Here is a 17,282-nt window from a genome sequence, read left to right on the forward strand (position 1 = left end):
GCCAATCCGGTTTTCCAGCTGCGATGCATCAATCGTCCGATCCGCGATCTAGTAATCGCGCGCACCCATCAAGCCGACCGAATAGCCGGCCTTCTCCAGCCTCGCCGTGGCGCGGGAATTGAGCACGACCAGCGCCAGCAATCCCACGAGCGGCACCAGCATCATCAGAAGCAGGAGGATCCTGCCCCACACCGGGTATCCCAGGCCGCGGCCGATCTTGTAGATCCCCACCCACGACATGCCGAGGCAGATCAGGATGGGCAGCAACGCGAGCGGGCCGAGGATCGCGCGCGACGCCGCCGCGACGAAGTACAGAAGGATGGCGTAGATCACCAGTTTCTGCCCCGAGACCACATCATCGAGCGCGGGATTGCGTTGCTCCCGCACCGAAACGACCGAATTCGGACTCTGATAAGGATTTTCCACGCCGCCCCTTTGATCACTGCAAACCTTGATCTCTTATGGTGACATCCGATCCGGCCATTCGGTTGGAACATTCGGTTGGAAATGGTCACCCCAGGCACAATCTACTGCCGATAGCCTCCCCGCCCGGACTCCGCATGTTCTCCCAAACCGCCGCTCCCGACGCCGCCGCCCACGTCTTCGACGCTACCACCGCCACCTTCGAAGCCGAGGTCCTGCAGAAATCACTGCAGACGCCGGTGCTCGTGGATTTCTGGGCCGAGTGGTGCGGGCCGTGCAAGACGCTCGGGCCGATCCTCGAGAAGCTGGCCGCCGAATTCCACGGCGCCTTCGAACTGGCCAAGGTCGACACCGAGCAGGAACCGCAGATCGCCTCCGCCTTCCAGATCCGCTCGATCCCGACCGTGTTCCTGGTCGTGGGCGGCCAGATCGTCGACGGATTCCAGGGCGCGCTGCCGGAAGGTCAGGTCCGCCAGTTCCTCAAGCATCACGGCATCGAGCCGGCCCAGCCGGTCGAGGACGTCGAACCCGCGGCCGCGCCGCCGGTCGATCCGCATGCCGAGGTGATGCGCCTGCGCAAGGCGGTCGAGGCCGAGCCGGACAAGGCCGAACTCAAGCTCGATCTCGCCCTCGCCCTGCTGCAGACCGGCAGCGCGCACGAGGCCGAGCAGTTGCTCGACGCCCTCCCCGCCAACCTGTCCACCGACGACCGCACGATCCGCGCCCGCGCCAGGCTCGGCTTCGCGGCCCTGCTGAAGGACGCACCGCCGGAGCAGACGCTGGAAGCGGCCATCGCCACCAACGGCGACGACCTGCGCGCCCGCCATCTGCTCGGCGTGCGCCGCATCGTCGCCGGCGATGCCGAAGGCGGGCTTGAACAACTGCTGGAAATGCTTCGCCGCAACCGGAATTTCGAGGACGGGCTGCCGCGCAAGGTGCTGATCGACGCCTTCCGCGTGGTCGAGGACGAGGATCTGGTGGGCCGCTACCGCCGCAAGATGTCGTCGCTGCTGTTCTGACCCGGCATAAACCATACCTTTGCGTATGGTAGGCTCCGCCTCGTTTCCGTCCGAGGCCGTTGCCGCATGTCTCCGTCCAAGTTCCGCCACATCATGAACGTGTGGCCGCCGTTCCTCTTCAGCGGCATCCGCGTCCGCGAGATCAGTGCCGGCTGGCGTTCCGTGCGCGTGGAGCTGCGCCAGCACTGGTACAACCGCAACTACGTCGGCACCCACTTCGGCGGCAGCCTGTTCGCGATGACCGATCCGTTCTGGATGATCATGACGATGCAGGCGCTGGGGCGCGGCTACATCGTCTGGGACAAGGCCGCCACGATCGACTTCATCAAACCGGGGCGCGGCACCGTCACCGCGCGCTTCGCTCTGGACGATGCCACGCTGGATGCGATTCGCGCCGCGACCGCTGGCGGCGAGAAAACCTTGCACTGGTTCGAGACGCCGGTCACCGATGCCGGCGGCGAGACGGTGGCTCTGGTGCGCAAGCAGATCTACGTCCGCCGCAAGCGCGAGACCCCGCAGGGCTGAGTCGCGACATCCTCGCGATATCCCAATGATCTCCCGGGATATCCGAACCGCGACGTGCGTCGCGCTGCACATCGCGCGACAAGCTGTACATATTCATTCTGTTAACGCCGGGAGCGCGTATTCTCCGCAGGTTAACAGGGGGACGCATGTACAAGGCGCCACAGGACAAGCCTCGTGATCCGGCGCTGCCGGAGATCGCCGGTTATCGCCTGCTGCGCGTGATCGGCAGCGGCGGCATGTCGACCGTCTATCTCGCCGACCAGCTTTCGCTCGACCGCCAGGTCGCGATCAAGGTGATGCGGCCCGAGGCCCTCGCCGATGAAGTCAGCCGGCGCCGCTTCGAGAACGAAGCGCGCACCATCGCGCGCCTGGAACATCCGCATATCGTCGGCATCTACGAAGTCGGGCGCACCAGCGACGGCCTGCCCTACTACGCGATGCCGCATCTCTCGCGCGGCCATCTCGGCGAACGCATCACCGCGGCGGGCGAAGCCGGCATGGACCCGCAGCGCGTGCGCGACATCCTGCATGCGCTGCTGTCGGCGCTCGGCTACGCGCATGCGCGCGGCACCATCCATCGCGACGTCAAGGCCGAGAACGTGCTCTTCGACGACGCCGATCGTCCGATGCTCGCCGACTTCGGCATCGCATTGCGTCGCGGCTACGGCGCGCGCGTCACCACCACCGGCTTCGCCGTCGGCAGCACCGCCTACATGGCGCCGGAGCAGGCGCGCGGCGACGAAGTGGACCACCGTACCGATCTCTACGCCGTCGGCGTGCTGGCCTGGGAAATGCTGGCCGGCGAACTGCCCTACAACGCCGCCGATGCGGTGTCGATGGCGGTGATGCACGTCAAGGATCCGATTCCGCGCCTGCCCTTCCGGCTGCGGCATTGGCAGCGCTTCTTCGATCGCGCGCTGGCGAAGGGGCCGCTCAAGCGTTATCGCGATGCGCGGCACATGCAGGAAAGCCTCGACCAGGTCCCGCATCGGCAGGTGACGCGCGAAATCCTCGCCGTGCCCGCGCTGCGTCGCGGCGCCGGCGTGCTCGGCGCGATGCCCCTGCTCGGCTGGTTCGGCGTGCTGGTCGTGGTCGCCGCCGCGCTCGGCCTGTTCCTGCACGGACAAAGCGAAAAAGACAACGCCGTCGCGGCGACACCGCCCGCGCCGCCCGCCATCACCATCGTGATGCCGTCGGCCGATGCTTCCGCCGCGGCCCAGAAACCGATCGAACAAGCCGCGCCCGCCGTCGCGACCGAGGAAGACCCCACCAAGGCGATGCTGCGCGCCGCGCCGACCTCGGAAGCCGAACGCTGGGTCACCGCCGCCGACGCGCAGATCCGTGCCGGCCGCCTGCTCACCCCGAAAAACGCCAACGCTTTCGACAGCCTGCTCGCGGCGCGCCAGCGCGATCCCGGCTACGACGCACTGGTGCCGGCCATCGGCCGTCTCGTCGATGCTTTCAGCCGCGAAGCCGTGCGCGCCATCGGCAAGGGCGAGGACACACGCGCCAAGCAGCAGATCGCCGCCGCCACGCAGCTCGCCCAGCGCATGCAGCAGCCGGGGCATCCGGCGATCGCACGCCTGCGCACCGAGGTCGAGAAGGCCTACGACGCGCGCGTCACGCTCGCCACTGCGGATTTCGATCGCGAGGCCGGCAAGAAAGCCATCGCCGGCGCGAAAACGATCGGCGTGATCGAAGCCGCCAACCTGCGCAAGCTCGCAGCGCGCGCAGAAAAGATTCCCGCGCCGGGCGATCGCCTGAAGCAGGCCGGCAACATGGTGCTGGTGCGCAGCAACGGTCTCGCTTTCGCCGCGTCGGCCGCGCCGGTCACCCGCGACGAATACGCGCGCTTCGCCACCGCCACGCATCGCAGCATGGCGCTATGCCGCGAGCGTGGCTCGCTGCTGCGCATCTTCGCGCCGCGCAACTGGAAATCGCCGGGCTTCGCCCAGGTCGGCAGCCAGCCTGTCGTCTGCGTCTCGTGGGCCGATGCCGAAGCCTACGCGCAGTGGCGCAGCGCGCAGGACGGCCGCCGCTATCGACTGCCGAACGCGGACGAAGCCAAGCTCCTGCCCGCCGATCCGGAACAGGCACGCACCGTCGCCGAATGGAACAACGATTGCAGCGGCGGTTGCGACAAGCGCATCAGCAACGGCAGCAGTTGGCGCGGCGCCAAGGGTACCCGCCCTCTCCCCTCGGACCGTGGCTATGACGATGTCGGCATCCGCCTGATCAGCGATTTGCCGGAAGTGCTCGCCAAGCGCTGAGCATTGTTCGAACGCCAGATCGCGTGGGACGGCCATTGCCTGCTTTTGCCCATCATTCCCGCGAAGGCGGGAATGACGAAACAGGCAACCGCGCTTTTCTCTACTCATGGCGGACACCGTAGAATCACCGCCATGAGCACCAACACCTCCACCAGCCGCCGCCTGCAGCGGCTGTTCCTCACCGGTCTGCTCACCCTGCTGCCGATCTGGCTGACCTGGGTGGTGATCAAATTCGTCTTCGTATTGCTCAGCGATCTCAGCAAGCCCTGGGTGCAGCCGCTGTCGCAGCGCATCGCCGCGGCCGATCCGCGCCTGCTCAGCTGGTTCGGCGACGACTGGGTGCAGACCACAATCGCGATGATCGCCACCCTGTTCGTGATCCTCCTCGTCGGCTGGATGGCGCGACGCGTGGTCGGGCAACGCCTGCTCGGCTGGTTCGAAGCGCTGGTCGCGCGCGTGCCGCTGGCCAACATGATCTATGGCAGCGCACGCAAGTTGCTCGACATCCTCCAGACCAAGCCGGACGGCACCCAGCGCGTCGTGCTGATCGACTTCCCGCACAGCCAGATGAAGTCGGTCGGCTTCGTCACCCGCGTGATCCGCGAAGCCGGCACCGGCCGTGAACTGGCCGCCGTGTACGTGCCGACCACGCCGAACCCGACCTCCGGCTATCTCGAGATCGTGCCGGTGGAAAAGATCACGCCCACCGACTGGACCGTGGATCAGGCGATGAGCTTCATCATCTCCGGCGGCGCGGTGGCGCCGGAGACGATTCCATTCGATCCGCCAGCATCGCAGACGACCACCCGATGAAAATAGCGCACCTGTTCGAAGACCGCGCCACTCGCCTCTTCGTCGCGCTCGCTGCTTTCTTCTGCGTCAACGCAGTACTGGCGGAATTCATCGGCGTGAAAATCTTCGCGCTCGAGGACACGCTCGGCATCAAGCCGCTGGAATGGAACCTGTTCGGACAGACCGGCTCGCTCAACTTCACCGCGGGCACACTGCTGTGGCCGATCGTGTTCATCATGACCGACACGATCAACGAATACTTCGGCCGTCGCGGCGTGCGCTTCATCAGCTGGCTGGCGGCGGCCCTGATCGTGTACGGCTTCGCCTTCGCCTTCATCGCCATCCATCTTGCGCCGGCATCCTGGTGGGTGGGCGTGGCGAAGGATCAGGGCGTGCCCGATTACCAGGCCGCGTTCTCGGCGGTGTTCGGACAAGGCCTGTGGACGATCTGGGGTTCGCTGATCGCCTTCATCATCGGGCAATTGATCGACGTCGCCGTCTATCACCGCATTCGTCGACACACCGGCGACCGCCATGCCTGGCTGCGCGCGACCGGCTCCACCGCGGTGTCGCAGCTGGTCGACAGCTTCGTCGTGCTCTACATCGCATTCGTGCTCGGCCCGCAGCATTGGCCGATGTCGCTGTTCGCCGCCGTCGCCAGCTTGAATTATGTCTACAAGATGCTGGCTGCGATCGCGCTGATTCCGTTGTTGTATCTGGCTCGCGCCGGCATCCATCGTTATCTCGGTCATGCACGCGCGGCGGAATTGCGCGAGCATGCGGCGGCCGCTTGATTCAACGCGGATTCTGCGTGGTGACCTTCGGCCCATGCGAGCCGCGGCCCGCATGCGGATAGTCCTCAAAATTGTCCCGGGAGCACGCAATGACCCTCCGACCACTTCTTCTCAGCCTCGCGATCGCATCGGTCGCGACAGGCACCGCACTATCCGTCCATGCCGAAACCGCGAAGACGGATAACGCGGCCACGCCCGCCAGCACCAAGGCGGCCAAGCTCGACGCGCTGTACGCGGAATACTGGGAAGCGTATCTGAAGCTGCATCCGGTCGAAGCCACGTTCCAGGGTGACAACCGCTACAACGATCAGCTGCCGGATTCCGGCAGCGCCGAATATCGCGAAAAGACGCGCAAATTCACCGAGGACTGGCTGAAGAAGATCGAAGCGATCGGCGCGGACGGCCTCGCCGGACAGAGTCTGATCAGCTATCAGATCTTCGTGCGCGAAGCCAAGGACGATCTGGAGTCCTACCAGTATCCCGACTGGATGATGCCGGTGAACCAGATGTTCAGCCTGCCCATCGCCGCCGTGCAGTTCGGCTCGGGCACCGGCGCGCAGCCGTTCAAGACGGTGAAGGATTACGACAACTGGCTCGCGCGCGGCAATCGACTGCCGGTGCTGATCGATACCGACATCGACAACATGCGGCAAGGCATCAAAGCCGGCGTCGTGCAGCCGCGCGCGCTGATGGAAAAGGTGTTGCCGCAGCTGGCCGCGCTGATCAAGGACAAGCCCGAGGACACGCTGCTGTGGGGGCCGATCCAGTCGATGCCCGAAAGCTTCAGCGCCGCCGACAAGACGCGGCTCACCGAGGCGTATCGCGAAATGATCGGCGAACGCATCATGCCCGCCTATCGCAAGCTGCACGATTTCATCGACAAGGAATACCTGCCGAAGACACGTGCCAGCGTCGGCCTCGACAAGCTGCCGAACGGCGCGGCCTGGTATGCCTACGGCGCGCGCAAGTCGACGACGACCGACATGTCGCCCGCCGAAATCCATCAGATCGGATTGGATGAAGTCGCGCGCATCCACGGCGAGATCCGCAAGATCATGGTCGAGACCGGCTTCAAGGGATCGCTGCAGGATTTCTTCCAGTTCATGAAGTCCGATCCGAAGTTCAGCTTCAAGAGCGAGGACGCGTTGCTGGCCTACTACCGTGCTCTCGAAGCGAAGATCAACAAGCGCATTCCCGAGCAGTTCTCGCTAACGCCGAAAGCGCCGTTCGAGATTCGCCCGGTCGAGGCGTTCCGCGCGAAATCCGCGGCCGGTGGCGAATACATGCAGCCGAGCGAGGACGGTTCGCGTCCCGGTATCTTCTACGTCAACACCTACGACCTGCCCACCCGCAAGACCTGGGACGCGGAGGATCTCTATCTGCACGAAGCGATTCCCGGCCATCACTTCCAGATCGCCCTGCAGCAAGAACTGAAGAGCCTGCCGGCTTTCCGCCGCTTCGGTGGCGAGACCGCCTTCATCGAAGGCTGGGGACTGTACGCGGAATCGCTGGGCAAGAGTCTGGGCGTGTACGAATCGCCCTATGACTATTTCGGTTATCTGCAGAACGAACTCTGGCGCGCGATCCGCCTGGTGACCGACACCGGACTGCACAGCAAGGGCTGGACGCGCGAGCAAGTGATCAAATACATGCTCGACAATTCCGCCGAGAGCGAAGTCCAGTCCACCGCGGAAGCGGAACGCTACATTGCGTGGCCGGGGCAGGCACTGGCCTACAAGATCGGCGAGTTGAAGATCAAATCGCTGCGCGCGAAGGCGGAGCGTGAGCTTGGCACGAACTTCGACATCCGCGAATTCCATGCCGAGGTGCTGAAGGACGGCGCCGTGCCGCTGGACATCCTGGAAGGCAAGATCGATCGCTGGATCGCCGAGAAAAAGAAGGGCTGAGTCGACGGACTTCCGCAACGATGATCACGATCTACCACAACCCCGCTTGCGGCACCTCGCGCAACACGCTCGCGCTGATCCGCAACAGCGGCGTCGAGCCGACCGTCATCGAGTATCTGAAGACGCCGCCCGACCGCGACACGCTGATCGGCTTGATCGCCGCTTGCGGGTTAAGCGTGCGCGAAGTGCTGCGTGAAAAAGGAACGCCCTACGCCGAACTCGGCCTGGGCGATCCAGCGTTGTCGGACGAAGCTTTGATCGACGCCATGCTGGCGCATCCGATCCTGATCAATCGTCCGATCGTCGTCACGCCGCTCGGTACACGGCTCTGCCGGCCCTCCGAACTCGTACTCGACATCCTGCCGGATCCGCAGCGCGGACCGTTCACGAAGGAAGACGGCGAAGTGGTGATCGACGAACAAGGCCGGCGCGTCCTCTGACTCGACCGGCCCCTTGTTGCTTACTTACGCGCGCGTATCGCGCCTCGCCCCGGGCTTGCCGCTGCTGCGATGCTGCTTCGGTCCCGCGTGCGAATGCGCGCCGCGCGAGGCGGGCTTACCGTGCGCGCGATGCGCGGGCTTGCCTGCTGCGCGCGTCGGCGGACGCTGGCCACCCGGCTTCTGACTGGTTGCACGCTGCCCGCCATTCTTGGGGATCGGCGCATCGAGGCGGATCGGCTTGCTCGGCGCATAACCTGGCACCGTGTCCATCACGATGTCGGCGTTGAGCATGCGCTGAATCTGACGCAACAGGCCACCCTCTTCCGGCGATACCAGCGACAGCGCCTCGCCTGTCGAACCGGCGCGGCCGGTGCGGCCAATGCGGTGGATGTAGTCCTCGGCCACCATCGGCAGGTCATGGTTGATGACCAGCGGCAGATTGGGGATGTCCAGACCACGCGCCGCGACGTCGGTGGCGACCAGAATGCGTGCCTTGCCGGTCTTGAACTGGATCAGCGCCTTCTGCCGCTGCGCCTGGCTCTTGTTGCCGTGGATGGCGACGGCTTTGAGGCCGGCGGTTTCCAGCTGTTCGGCGAGGCGGTTGCAGCCGTGCTTGGTCTTGCCGAACACCAGCACCTGATCGGTGTGGCGCGAAGTCAGGATGCTGATCAGCAGATCGCGCTTGCGCGAGCCGTCGACCGGATGCGCGCGATGCACGATGGTCTCGGCAATGGTGTTACGCGCGGTCACCTGCACTTGCTGCGGGTTGCGCATGAATTCCATCGCCAACGCCTTGATCCGCTCCTCGAAAGTCGCCGAGAACAACAGCGTCTGGCGCTCCTTCGGCACGCGATTGATGATGCGCTTGATCGCGGGCAGGAAGCCCATGTCGAGCATGCGATCGGCCTCGTCGAGGACGAGGATTTCCACCGCGTCGAGCTTGGCGCTGCCGCGCTCGAGATGATCGATGAGCCGGCCGGGCGTGGCCACGAGGATGTCGGCGCCGCGCCGCAGGTTGTCGACCTGCGGCCCCATGCCGGCACCACCGTAGATGGTGGTGACGTTGAGACGCAGCTGACGACCATAGGTCTTCAGGCTGTCGGCGACCTGCACGGCAAGTTCGCGGGTCGGCACCAGGATCAGCGCGCGCGGCTTGCGCGGGCCGTTAGGCGGGGTTTGCTTGGACAGGCGCTGCAACAGCGGCAGGCTGAAGGCAGCGGTTTTGCCGGTGCCGGTCTGGGCACCACCGAGCAGATCATGACCGGCCAGCGCCAACGGGATGGCCTGAGCCTGGATCGGGGTGGGAACGGTGTATTGGCTGTCGGCCAATGCACGCAGCAGCGCGGGCGAGAGCCCGAGGGATTCAAAACTCATGTTATGGATAACTCCGAAAAATCGGCCATCCGCGCCCGGAAGTCGCGCATCGAACCGCGCCATGAGCGCGTTGAGGCGTGCGACCATCCGGCCGTGGGAACGGCACGATTGCTTACCCGGAGCTATCCAAAAACCGCGCTGCGAGTGAGGGTTGAACGGCTGCCGGACGCTCCGGGCCGTGTTTGCGCGACATCGAGCTCCGCCGACGGGGGCGAAGTCTCCAGCTTCACGTGCGGGATAGGTGCGGGACAGGCGTGAGAAAAAAGCCCCTTCCCCAACGAACATACCAGGATCGTGACTGCCCGAAGGCAGGGTCAAGCCATGTTGCAGAACAGGGGAATTGTAGCCGATTCCGGCGGTCGAAGCCAGCCGGGGCCGGCCCGGACACCCGTACAGGGCGGCGCGGCGGCCGTCAAGTTGTACGGTGGGCCGAGTTTTCGCGGACAATATTCCTTTGGCAGGGACGGGAATCCTCACTCTTGAAACGGGCATACGTCACAACTTGTTCGCAAAACCGTGCCGCCAGTCGCTTCGGCTCGCAGACTTTCCGGCGATCGATCGCAGCCCTGCTGGGGCTGGCGATCCTGTGCTGCGCCGCGAGCGCGACCGCGCAAGAATGGCGTTATCGGGTACGCCCGGGCGACAACGTCTGGGATCTGGCCGCGAAGTATCTGCGCAGCGACGTGCCGTGGCAGAAGCTGCAGGAACACAATAACGTCGCCGATCCCTTGCGTCTGCCGCCGGGATCGCAAATGAGTTTTCCCGTCTCCTGGCTGAAGCAGCAGCCGGCGAAGGCGAAGGTGATCGGCGTGCAAGGCAGCGCCACCGCGCGCGATGCGCGCGGCAAGGAATCGCCCGTCACCGAAGGCATGCAACTCGGCATCGGCGCCACGTTGCGCACCGCCACCGACGCCAACCTCACGCTGCAATTCGCCGACGGTTCGCGGCTCTTGCTGCAGGGCGACAGCGAACTCGTGCTCGACAAGCTCAGCGCCTACGGCGCCACCGGCATGACCGACACCCGCCTGCGCCTGCCGCGCGGACGTGCGGGCAATGCCGTGCATCCGATGCGCGGACCGGCGGCGAACTACATCATCGCCACGCCGAACACGATCTCGAGCGTGCGCGGCACGCAGTTCCGCATCGGCAGCGACGGCGCGCGCTCGCAGGCCGAAGTCACCGAAGGCAAGGTCGCGGTGAGCGGCGGCGGCGGACAAGTGCTGCTCAAGCGCGGCCAGGGCACGGCCAGTGATGCCAACAATCGTCCGCTGCCACCACGCGAACTGCTGGCGGCGCCGGAGCCGGCGTCGATCGCACTTTCGCTCGATCAGATTCCCGCGCGCCTGACCTGGAAGCCGGTACCGGGCGCGGTGCGTTATCGCGTGCAGGTCTCGGCGACACCCGAGTTCGTCACGCTGCTGCACGATCGCGTCGTCGACGCGCCGCAGGATGCGCTGCCGGCACTACCGGACGGCACCTACAGCGTGCGCGTGCGCGCCATCGACGACCGCGACATCGAAGGCCAGGATGCCACCGTGTCGGTGCACGCGGCGCGGCAGCCGCCGTTCGCGATCGCGCCGACCGAAGGCAGCAGCACCGATGCCGAGCGCCCGCGCTTCCGCTGGGCTTCGATGGGCGATGGCGTGCGCTATCGCTTCCAGCTGGCGAGCGCCGCCGGTTTCGATGCGCCATTGGTTGACCAGACCATCAAGTCGACCGACCTGCGCAGCCCGCAGGCGCTCGCGCCGGGCGACTATCAATGGCGCGTGGCCGCCATCGACAGCGAGGACCGCGCCACCGGCTTCAGCGAAGGCCAGCATTTCAACGTGCGCGCCCCTGGCCCCGGACCGGAACTGCAGAGCGAGGCGGCCGCGGCCGACAAGCGCACGCTGCAAATCCGCTGGCCGGCCGGCGCGAAGGGCCAGCGTTTCCGCTTCCAGCTCTCGCGCAAGGCCGACTTCTCGAAATTGGAGGTAGACCGCGAACTGGACGAGAACCAGATCACGTTGCCCAAGCTGCGCACCGGGACCTGGTACGCACGTATCCAGACCATCGAGAGCGACGGCTATGCCGGTCCCTACGGACCGACTCAGACCATCAAGCTGGGATGCCTCTCCTGCCGCATCGCCGCGATCGGCGGCGGCGTGGTATTGATATTGCTCGCGCTCTGAGATGCGCTGACGCATGCCCAGCCGTTCCCGCCGCAAATCGTTTCCGCTGGCGTTGCTGCTGACGCTGGCGGCGATCGCGTGCGTGACGTTGCTGACGCTGGGCAAGCTCACCTGGAAAGCCGATTACCGGGTCTACGACACGCTGCTGCGTCACGCGGGCGAACGCGCTGACGACAGCATCGTGATCATCGCCATCGACGACAAGAGCGTGTCCGCGCTGGGCCGCTGGCCGTGGCGGCGGAGCGTGCACGCGGACCTGATCGATCGGTTGAGCCGCGCCGGCACGCGCGGCGTCGCGCTGGATGTGGTGTTCGCCGAACCGGACAGCGCCGATCCCGATGGCGACACCGCGCTCGCGAAGGCGATCCAGCGCCACGGCCACGTCGTATTGCCGGTATTGGCCGAACCGTCCGAACCCAATGGCCCGCCGGTGGAAGTGCTGCCCCTGCCCGCGCTGGTGTCGGCGGCGGCGGGACTGGGGCATGTCGCGGTGGACGAGAGCCGCGACGGCATCACTCGCGACGCGCATCTGTATGCCGGTCTCGGCGACGCGCATTGGCCGGTGCTGGCGCTGGCACTGCGCAATCTGGACACGACGGCGAGCAAGTCCATCCCAGGATTGCGGGATGCGCACACCGATCCGGCATCGCCCTATCTGTGGAATCGCAACTACTGCGTCCTGATCCCCTACGTGTCGGCGGGCGCTGGCTTCCAGCAGGTGTCCTACGTCGACGTCCTCAACGGTCGCATCCCGGACAACCTGCTGCGCGATCGCTGGGTCCTGGTCGGCGCGACTGCTTACGGCACCGGCGACACCATCCTCACCCCGATGCAGCCCGGTGATGGCCGCATCACGGGCGTGGAGTACCAGGCTTCGCTGCTCAACATGCTGCTGAGCGGACACACCATCGTCCCGCTCGAGCACGGCTGGCAACTGGGCGCGGGCATCTTCGCGGTGCTGCTGCCGACCTGGCTGCTGTTCCGCGTGCGCATGCGCAGCATCGGCTGGATGGTGCCGATCGCGATGATGGTCGTGCTGCTCTCCAGCGCCCTGCTGCTGTACCGCGCGCACATCTGGTTCGCGCCGATGCCGGCGCTGGTGACGCTGCTCGCGAGTGTCGCCTTGTGGCTTTTCCTCGATCTGCGCCAGTCGCAGCGCCAGGCGCACTACGATTCGCTCACGCAGCTGGCCAACCGGCGCCTGTTCGACACGATCCTGGCGCGCGAGCTCTCCTCCGCGCGTCGCAGCGAGGCACCGCTGTCATTGCTGCTGATCGATGTCGACCACTTCAAGCACTACAACGACCGTTACGGCCATCAGGCCGGCGACGACCTCCTGCGGCGCGTTGCGCAGGCGGTCTCCACGCATGCGCGGCGCCCGCGCGACCTGCCCGCGCGCTACGGTGGCGACGAGCTGGCGGTGATCCTGCCCGAGACCAGCGGCCTCACCGCCTATGCCATCGCCGACGCGATCGTCGACGAGGTGCGCGCGCTCGCCATTCCGCATGCCGATTCTGGCGTGGCGCCGGTGGTGACGGTCAGCATCGGCGTGGCCAGTTGCGATCCGGGCAGCGACACCCGCCCGGACCTGCTGATCCGCCGCACCGACGTCGCGCTGTATCGCGCCAAGGAACTCGGCCGCAACTGCAGTTATCGTGCGCCGGTGTGGACGCCGGAGAATTCCGAAACCCAGTTCGACATCAAGCTGGTCGGTTGAGATGTCCGGACCTCGCCGTTTCGTCTTGCCATTCGTCGGCGGACGAGAACGGTCATGGTCGTCATCGACCGCAAGTTCACCATTCTTTCGCACACGGGGAAAACGATGCATACATTGCTGGTGATCCTGGGCGGCTTCGCCCTGCTGGCGCTCTGTCTGCTCATCGCGCGCTTGACCGGCGCATCGCGGCGCAAGGCGGTGCTGGTCTTCCTGCCGCTGTGGCTGATCGGCGCGGCGATCAACATGTGGGTGGGGGTGTCCACCGCCGGCTACTCGGTGGCCGACGAATTCCCGATCTTCCTCGTCATCTTCGCCGTGCCGGCCGTCGTCGCCGGCCTGCTCTACCGCAAACTGCGCTGAGCGCGAACCGATGACGAAGCCCAGTCTCCTGCGCGGCCGCGGCACCCATGACAGCGGCAAGGTCGGCATGGTCGAACTGTTCTTCGACCTCGTGTTCGTCTTCGCCGTCACCCAGCTCTCGCACACATTGCTCGCGCATCTGGACCTGGCCGGCGCGCTGAAGGTCGGCCTATTGATGCTGGCGGTGTGGTGGGTGTGGATCTACACCTCGTGGGTGACCAACTGGCTCGACCCGGAACGGCAGCCGGTGCGCTTGTGTCTGTTCGCGCTGATGCTGGCGGGATTGTTGATGTCCTCGTCGATCCCGGAGGCCTTCACCGAGCACGGCGCGAGCTTCGCCGGCGCCTACGTGGCGATGCAGATCGGCCGCACGCTGTTCTCCCTGTGGGCGGTGCGGAACGAACCGGTCGAGCGTCGCCGCAACTTCCAGCGCATCCTGGCCTGGCTGGTGCTGTCGGGTGTGTTCTGGATCGCGGGCGGTCTGCACGAGGGCCAGATGCGGCTGTGGTTGTGGGGTGTGGCGCTGGCGATCGAATTCGTCTCGCCCTCGCTGTATTTCTGGGTGCCGGGACTCGGCCGCTCCACCACGGACGACTGGGACATCGACGGCCACCACATGGCCGAGCGTTGCGCCCTGTTCGTGATCATCGGGCTCGGCGAATCGCTGCTGGTCACCGGCGCCACCTTCGCCGAGCTGGAACGCAGCTTCGATGCCGTCGCCGCGCTGCTGACCGCCTTCCTCGGCAGCGTAGCGATGTGGTGGCTGTACTTCGACACCAGCGCCGAACGCGCCACGCATCGCTTCGCGCATTCCGACGACCCCGGCCGCATCGCGCGCATCGCCTACACCTATCTGCATCTGCCGATCGTGGCCGGCATCATCGTCTGCGCGGTGGCGGACGAACTGGTGCTCATGCATCCCGACCACGCCAGCGATGCCGGCATCGCCGCGATCCTCGGCGGCCCGGCGCTGTATCTGCTCGGAAACGCATTGTTCAAATGGGTGACCAACGATCGCCGGCTGCCGCCGCTGTCGCATCTGGTCGGCCTGCTCCTGCTGCTGGCGCTGCTGCCCTTCGCATACGGGCACCTGTTCTCGGCGCTGGCGCTCGGCGCGATCACCACGGCGGTGCTGATGCTGGTCGCCGCCTGGGAAAGCCTCGCCCTGCGCCGGCCGGCGCGCGTGGCGTAACCGTTTTCCCTATGACCTTCGACACCCGCCGGTCGCCGGCTCGAGGGGTATCGTCCCTGGCTCCTGCCGCCTGGCGCGGCAGGCATTCTTCTTTGCAAAGCCCGATCCGGGCCGGAGTCCGTCTGTGAGCGCGAAACTTCTTCAAGTGCAGGCCCCACGCGTCCTGCTGTTGTCCCTGGCCGTCACCCTGGCCCTGTCCGCCTGCAACCGCGAGGCGCCGGCACCGGCCGCCGACACGTCGGCCGCAAAACCCGAGGCCACCGAAGCGAAGCAGCTCACGCTCGACGAAAGCAAGCTGCCGCAATACAACGCCTTCTCGGTCAACGACCTCGACAGCACCAAGAACGCCTGCACCGACTTCGGCGCCTACGCCAACGGCAAGTGGCTGGCCGCCAACGAGATCCCGGCCGACCGCACCTCCTGGGGTGCCTTCTCGATCCTGGCCGAGCGCTCGATCGCCGCGCAGCACCAGCTGGCCGAACAGGCCGCCGCCGACGCCAAGGCCACGGGCGTGGAGAAGATCGTCGGTGACTTCTGGTCGACCGGCATGGACGAAGCCAAGGTCAACGCCCAGGGCATCGAGCCGCTGAAGGAGCGCCTGGCCGCCATCGACGCGCTCAACGACAAGGACGCCATCGCCGACTATCTGCGCAAGACCGCGGCGAAGGGCGAGAACGTGCTGTTCGGCTTCGACGCCGAACCCGACTTCAAGGATTCCACCGTCAACATCGCCTACGCGATGCAGGGCGGCCTGGGCCTGCCCGACAAGAGCTACTACTCCGACAAGGACAAGAAGGACAAGCTCGACGCGTATCAGGCGCACGTCGCCAAGACGCTGGAGCTTTCCGGCGTGGCCGCCGCCGACGCGGCCGAGCAGTCCAAGGCGATCGTGGCGTTCGAAACCCGCCTGGCCAAGGCATCGAAGTCGAGCGAGGAACTCTCGCGCGACGTGTCGCTGTACTACAACCCGGTGACGCTCGCCGACGCCGACAAGCTGACGCCGAACTTCCCCTGGACCAAGTTCTTCGAAGCGCAAGGCGTCGCCGCGCCGGCGAAGTTCTCGCTGGCCATTCCCGCCTTCCACGAGGAAGTCAGCAAGGCCATCGCCGACACCGCTCCGGCCACCTGGCGCGCCTATCTGCGCTTCCACACCGTCGACGCCGCCTCGCCGTACCTGAGCGACGCCTTCGTGCAGGAGAACTACAACTTCTACGGCAAGACGCTCAACGGCCAGAAGGAAATCCAGCCGCGCTGGAAGCGCGTGCTGCACACCATCGAGGACGAGGCCGGCGAAGCGTTCGGCCAGCTCTACGTCAAGGTCGCGTTCTCGCCCGATGCCAAGGCGAAGATGGAGACGCTCGTCGGCAACCTGCGCACCGCGCTCAAGGCCCGCATCGAGAACCTGAAGTGGATGAGCGACGAGACCAAGAAGAAGGCCATCGCCAAGTGGGAAACCTTCACGCCGAAGATCGGCTACCCCGACAAGTGGCGTGACTGGGCCGGCCTGACCACCAACCGCGACAGCTATCTCGGCAACGTCCTGGCCGCCAACGAGTTCAACTACAAGTGGGAGCTGTCGAAGATCGGCAAGCCGGTCGACAAGACCGAGTGGGGCATGACACCGCAGACGGTGAACGCCTACTACAACCCGCAGCAGAACGAGATCGTGTTCCCGGCCGCGATCCTGCAGCCGCCGTTCTTCGATCTGAAGGCCGACGACGCCCTCAACTACGGCGGCATCGGCGCGGTGATCGGCCATGAAATGACCCACGGCTACGACGATCAGGGCTCGCGCTTCGGACCCAGCGGCAACTTCGAGAACTGGTGGACCAAGGCCGATTCCGACGGCTTCTCTGCTCTGACCGACAAGCTGGTGAAGCAGTTCGACGGCTACGACGCCGGCGGCCAGCACGTCAACGGCAAGCTCACGCTGGGCGAGAACATCGCCGACCTCGGCGGCATCGCCACCGCCTACGACGCGATGAAGAAGGCCACCGACGGCCAGCCCGATCCCAAGACCGACGGCCTCACCCGCGACCAGCGCTTCTTCCTCAACTGGGCGACGGTGTGGCGCACCAAGTACACGCCGGAAAACCTCAAGGTGCGCCTGACCACCGATCCGCACGCCCCCGCCACCTTCCGCGCCATCGGCGCGCCGTCGAACATGCCCGCGTTCGCCGCCGCGTTCCAGTGCAAGGCCGGCGACGCCATGGTGCGCGACGGCGACAAGCAGGTCGTGATCTGGTGATGCTCGAAGCCCCTCTCCCGCTCGCGGGGGAGGGGTTTGCCCCACGGGGT

The 17,282-nt window shown here is 66.0% G+C and carries 14 protein-coding genes; 12 read left to right on the plus strand and 2 right to left on the minus strand.

Annotation, left to right across the window (positions count from 1 at the left end):
* Positions 1-48: 48 nt before the first annotated feature.
* Entirely contained in the window at positions 49-426 is a 378-nt protein-coding gene (locus LG367_RS08195) for a hypothetical protein (RefSeq protein WP_226468759.1), read from the minus strand.
* A 134-nt stretch (positions 427-560) separates the two neighbouring features.
* Between LG367_RS08195 and trxA the strand changes: the two genes are divergently transcribed.
* From trxA to arsC, 7 genes are all read left to right on the plus strand, one after another.
* Positions 561-1,442 (plus strand): thioredoxin, encoded by an 882-nt coding sequence (trxA, locus tag LG367_RS08200; RefSeq protein WP_226468760.1) that lies wholly within the window; start codon positions 561-563, stop codon positions 1,440-1,442.
* Positions 1,443-1,508: 66 nt separating this feature from the next.
* Positions 1,509-1,967: a DUF4442 domain-containing protein gene (locus tag LG367_RS08205; protein WP_226468761.1), complete on the plus strand. Its 459-nt coding sequence runs from the start codon at positions 1,509-1,511 to the stop codon at positions 1,965-1,967.
* 146 nt (positions 1,968-2,113) lie between these two features.
* Positions 2,114-4,237, plus strand: a complete 2,124-nt coding sequence (locus LG367_RS08210; RefSeq protein ID WP_226468762.1) for a bifunctional serine/threonine-protein kinase/formylglycine-generating enzyme family protein — start codon at positions 2,114-2,116, stop codon at positions 4,235-4,237.
* Between the two features lie 132 nt (positions 4,238-4,369).
* Positions 4,370-5,050 (plus strand): DUF502 domain-containing protein, encoded by a 681-nt coding sequence (locus LG367_RS08215; protein WP_226468763.1) that lies wholly within the window; start codon positions 4,370-4,372, stop codon positions 5,048-5,050.
* On the plus strand, positions 5,047-5,823 hold the full coding sequence (locus tag LG367_RS08220; RefSeq protein WP_226468764.1) for a queuosine precursor transporter: 777 nt from the start codon (positions 5,047-5,049) through the stop codon (positions 5,821-5,823). The genes LG367_RS08215 and LG367_RS08220 overlap by 4 nt, the downstream gene beginning before the upstream one ends.
* 89 nt (positions 5,824-5,912) lie before the next feature.
* Complete coding sequence (locus LG367_RS08225) at positions 5,913-7,730, plus strand: DUF885 domain-containing protein (protein ID WP_226468765.1); 1,818 nt, start codon at positions 5,913-5,915, stop codon at positions 7,728-7,730.
* A gap of 20 nt (positions 7,731-7,750) precedes the next feature.
* Positions 7,751-8,170 carry an arsenate reductase (glutaredoxin) gene (gene arsC / locus LG367_RS08230; RefSeq protein ID WP_226468766.1) on the plus strand — a complete coding sequence of 140 codons (420 nt, stop codon included), beginning with the start codon at positions 7,751-7,753 and terminating at the stop codon, positions 8,168-8,170.
* 24 nt (positions 8,171-8,194) lie between these two features.
* Here arsC and LG367_RS08235 read toward each other — a convergent pair whose 3' ends face one another.
* Positions 8,195-9,544 carry a DEAD/DEAH box helicase gene (locus LG367_RS08235; protein ID WP_319004008.1) on the minus strand — a complete coding sequence of 450 codons (1,350 nt, stop codon included), beginning with the start codon at positions 9,542-9,544 and terminating at the stop codon, positions 8,195-8,197.
* Positions 9,545-10,023: 479 nt separating this feature from the next.
* Between LG367_RS08235 and LG367_RS08240 the strand changes: the two genes are divergently transcribed.
* The 5 genes from LG367_RS08240 (at position 10,024) to LG367_RS08260 (ending at position 17,232) form a co-directional block, all read left to right on the plus strand.
* A complete protein-coding gene (locus tag LG367_RS08240) occupies positions 10,024-11,715 on the plus strand; it encodes a FecR family protein (RefSeq protein WP_226468767.1) in 1,692 nt (563 codons plus the stop codon).
* A gap of 13 nt (positions 11,716-11,728) precedes the next feature.
* A complete protein-coding gene (locus tag LG367_RS08245; RefSeq protein WP_226468768.1) occupies positions 11,729-13,432 on the plus strand; it encodes a CHASE2 domain-containing protein in 1,704 nt (567 codons plus the stop codon).
* 54 nt (positions 13,433-13,486) lie between these two features.
* Complete coding sequence (locus tag LG367_RS08250; RefSeq protein WP_226468769.1) at positions 13,487-13,792, plus strand: hypothetical protein; 306 nt, start codon at positions 13,487-13,489, stop codon at positions 13,790-13,792.
* 10 nt (positions 13,793-13,802) lie between these two features.
* On the plus strand, positions 13,803-14,984 hold the full coding sequence (locus LG367_RS08255) for a low temperature requirement protein A (protein ID WP_226468770.1): 1,182 nt from the start codon (positions 13,803-13,805) through the stop codon (positions 14,982-14,984).
* A gap of 124 nt (positions 14,985-15,108) precedes the next feature.
* Positions 15,109-17,232, plus strand: a complete 2,124-nt coding sequence (locus LG367_RS08260) for a M13 family metallopeptidase (RefSeq protein WP_226468771.1) — start codon at positions 15,109-15,111, stop codon at positions 17,230-17,232.
* Positions 17,233-17,282: the final 50 nt, after the last annotated feature.

Source organism: Luteimonas panaciterrae (assembly GCF_020511115.1).
In the GTDB taxonomy this organism is placed as follows: Bacteria; Pseudomonadota; Gammaproteobacteria; order Xanthomonadales; family Xanthomonadaceae; genus Luteimonas; species Luteimonas panaciterrae.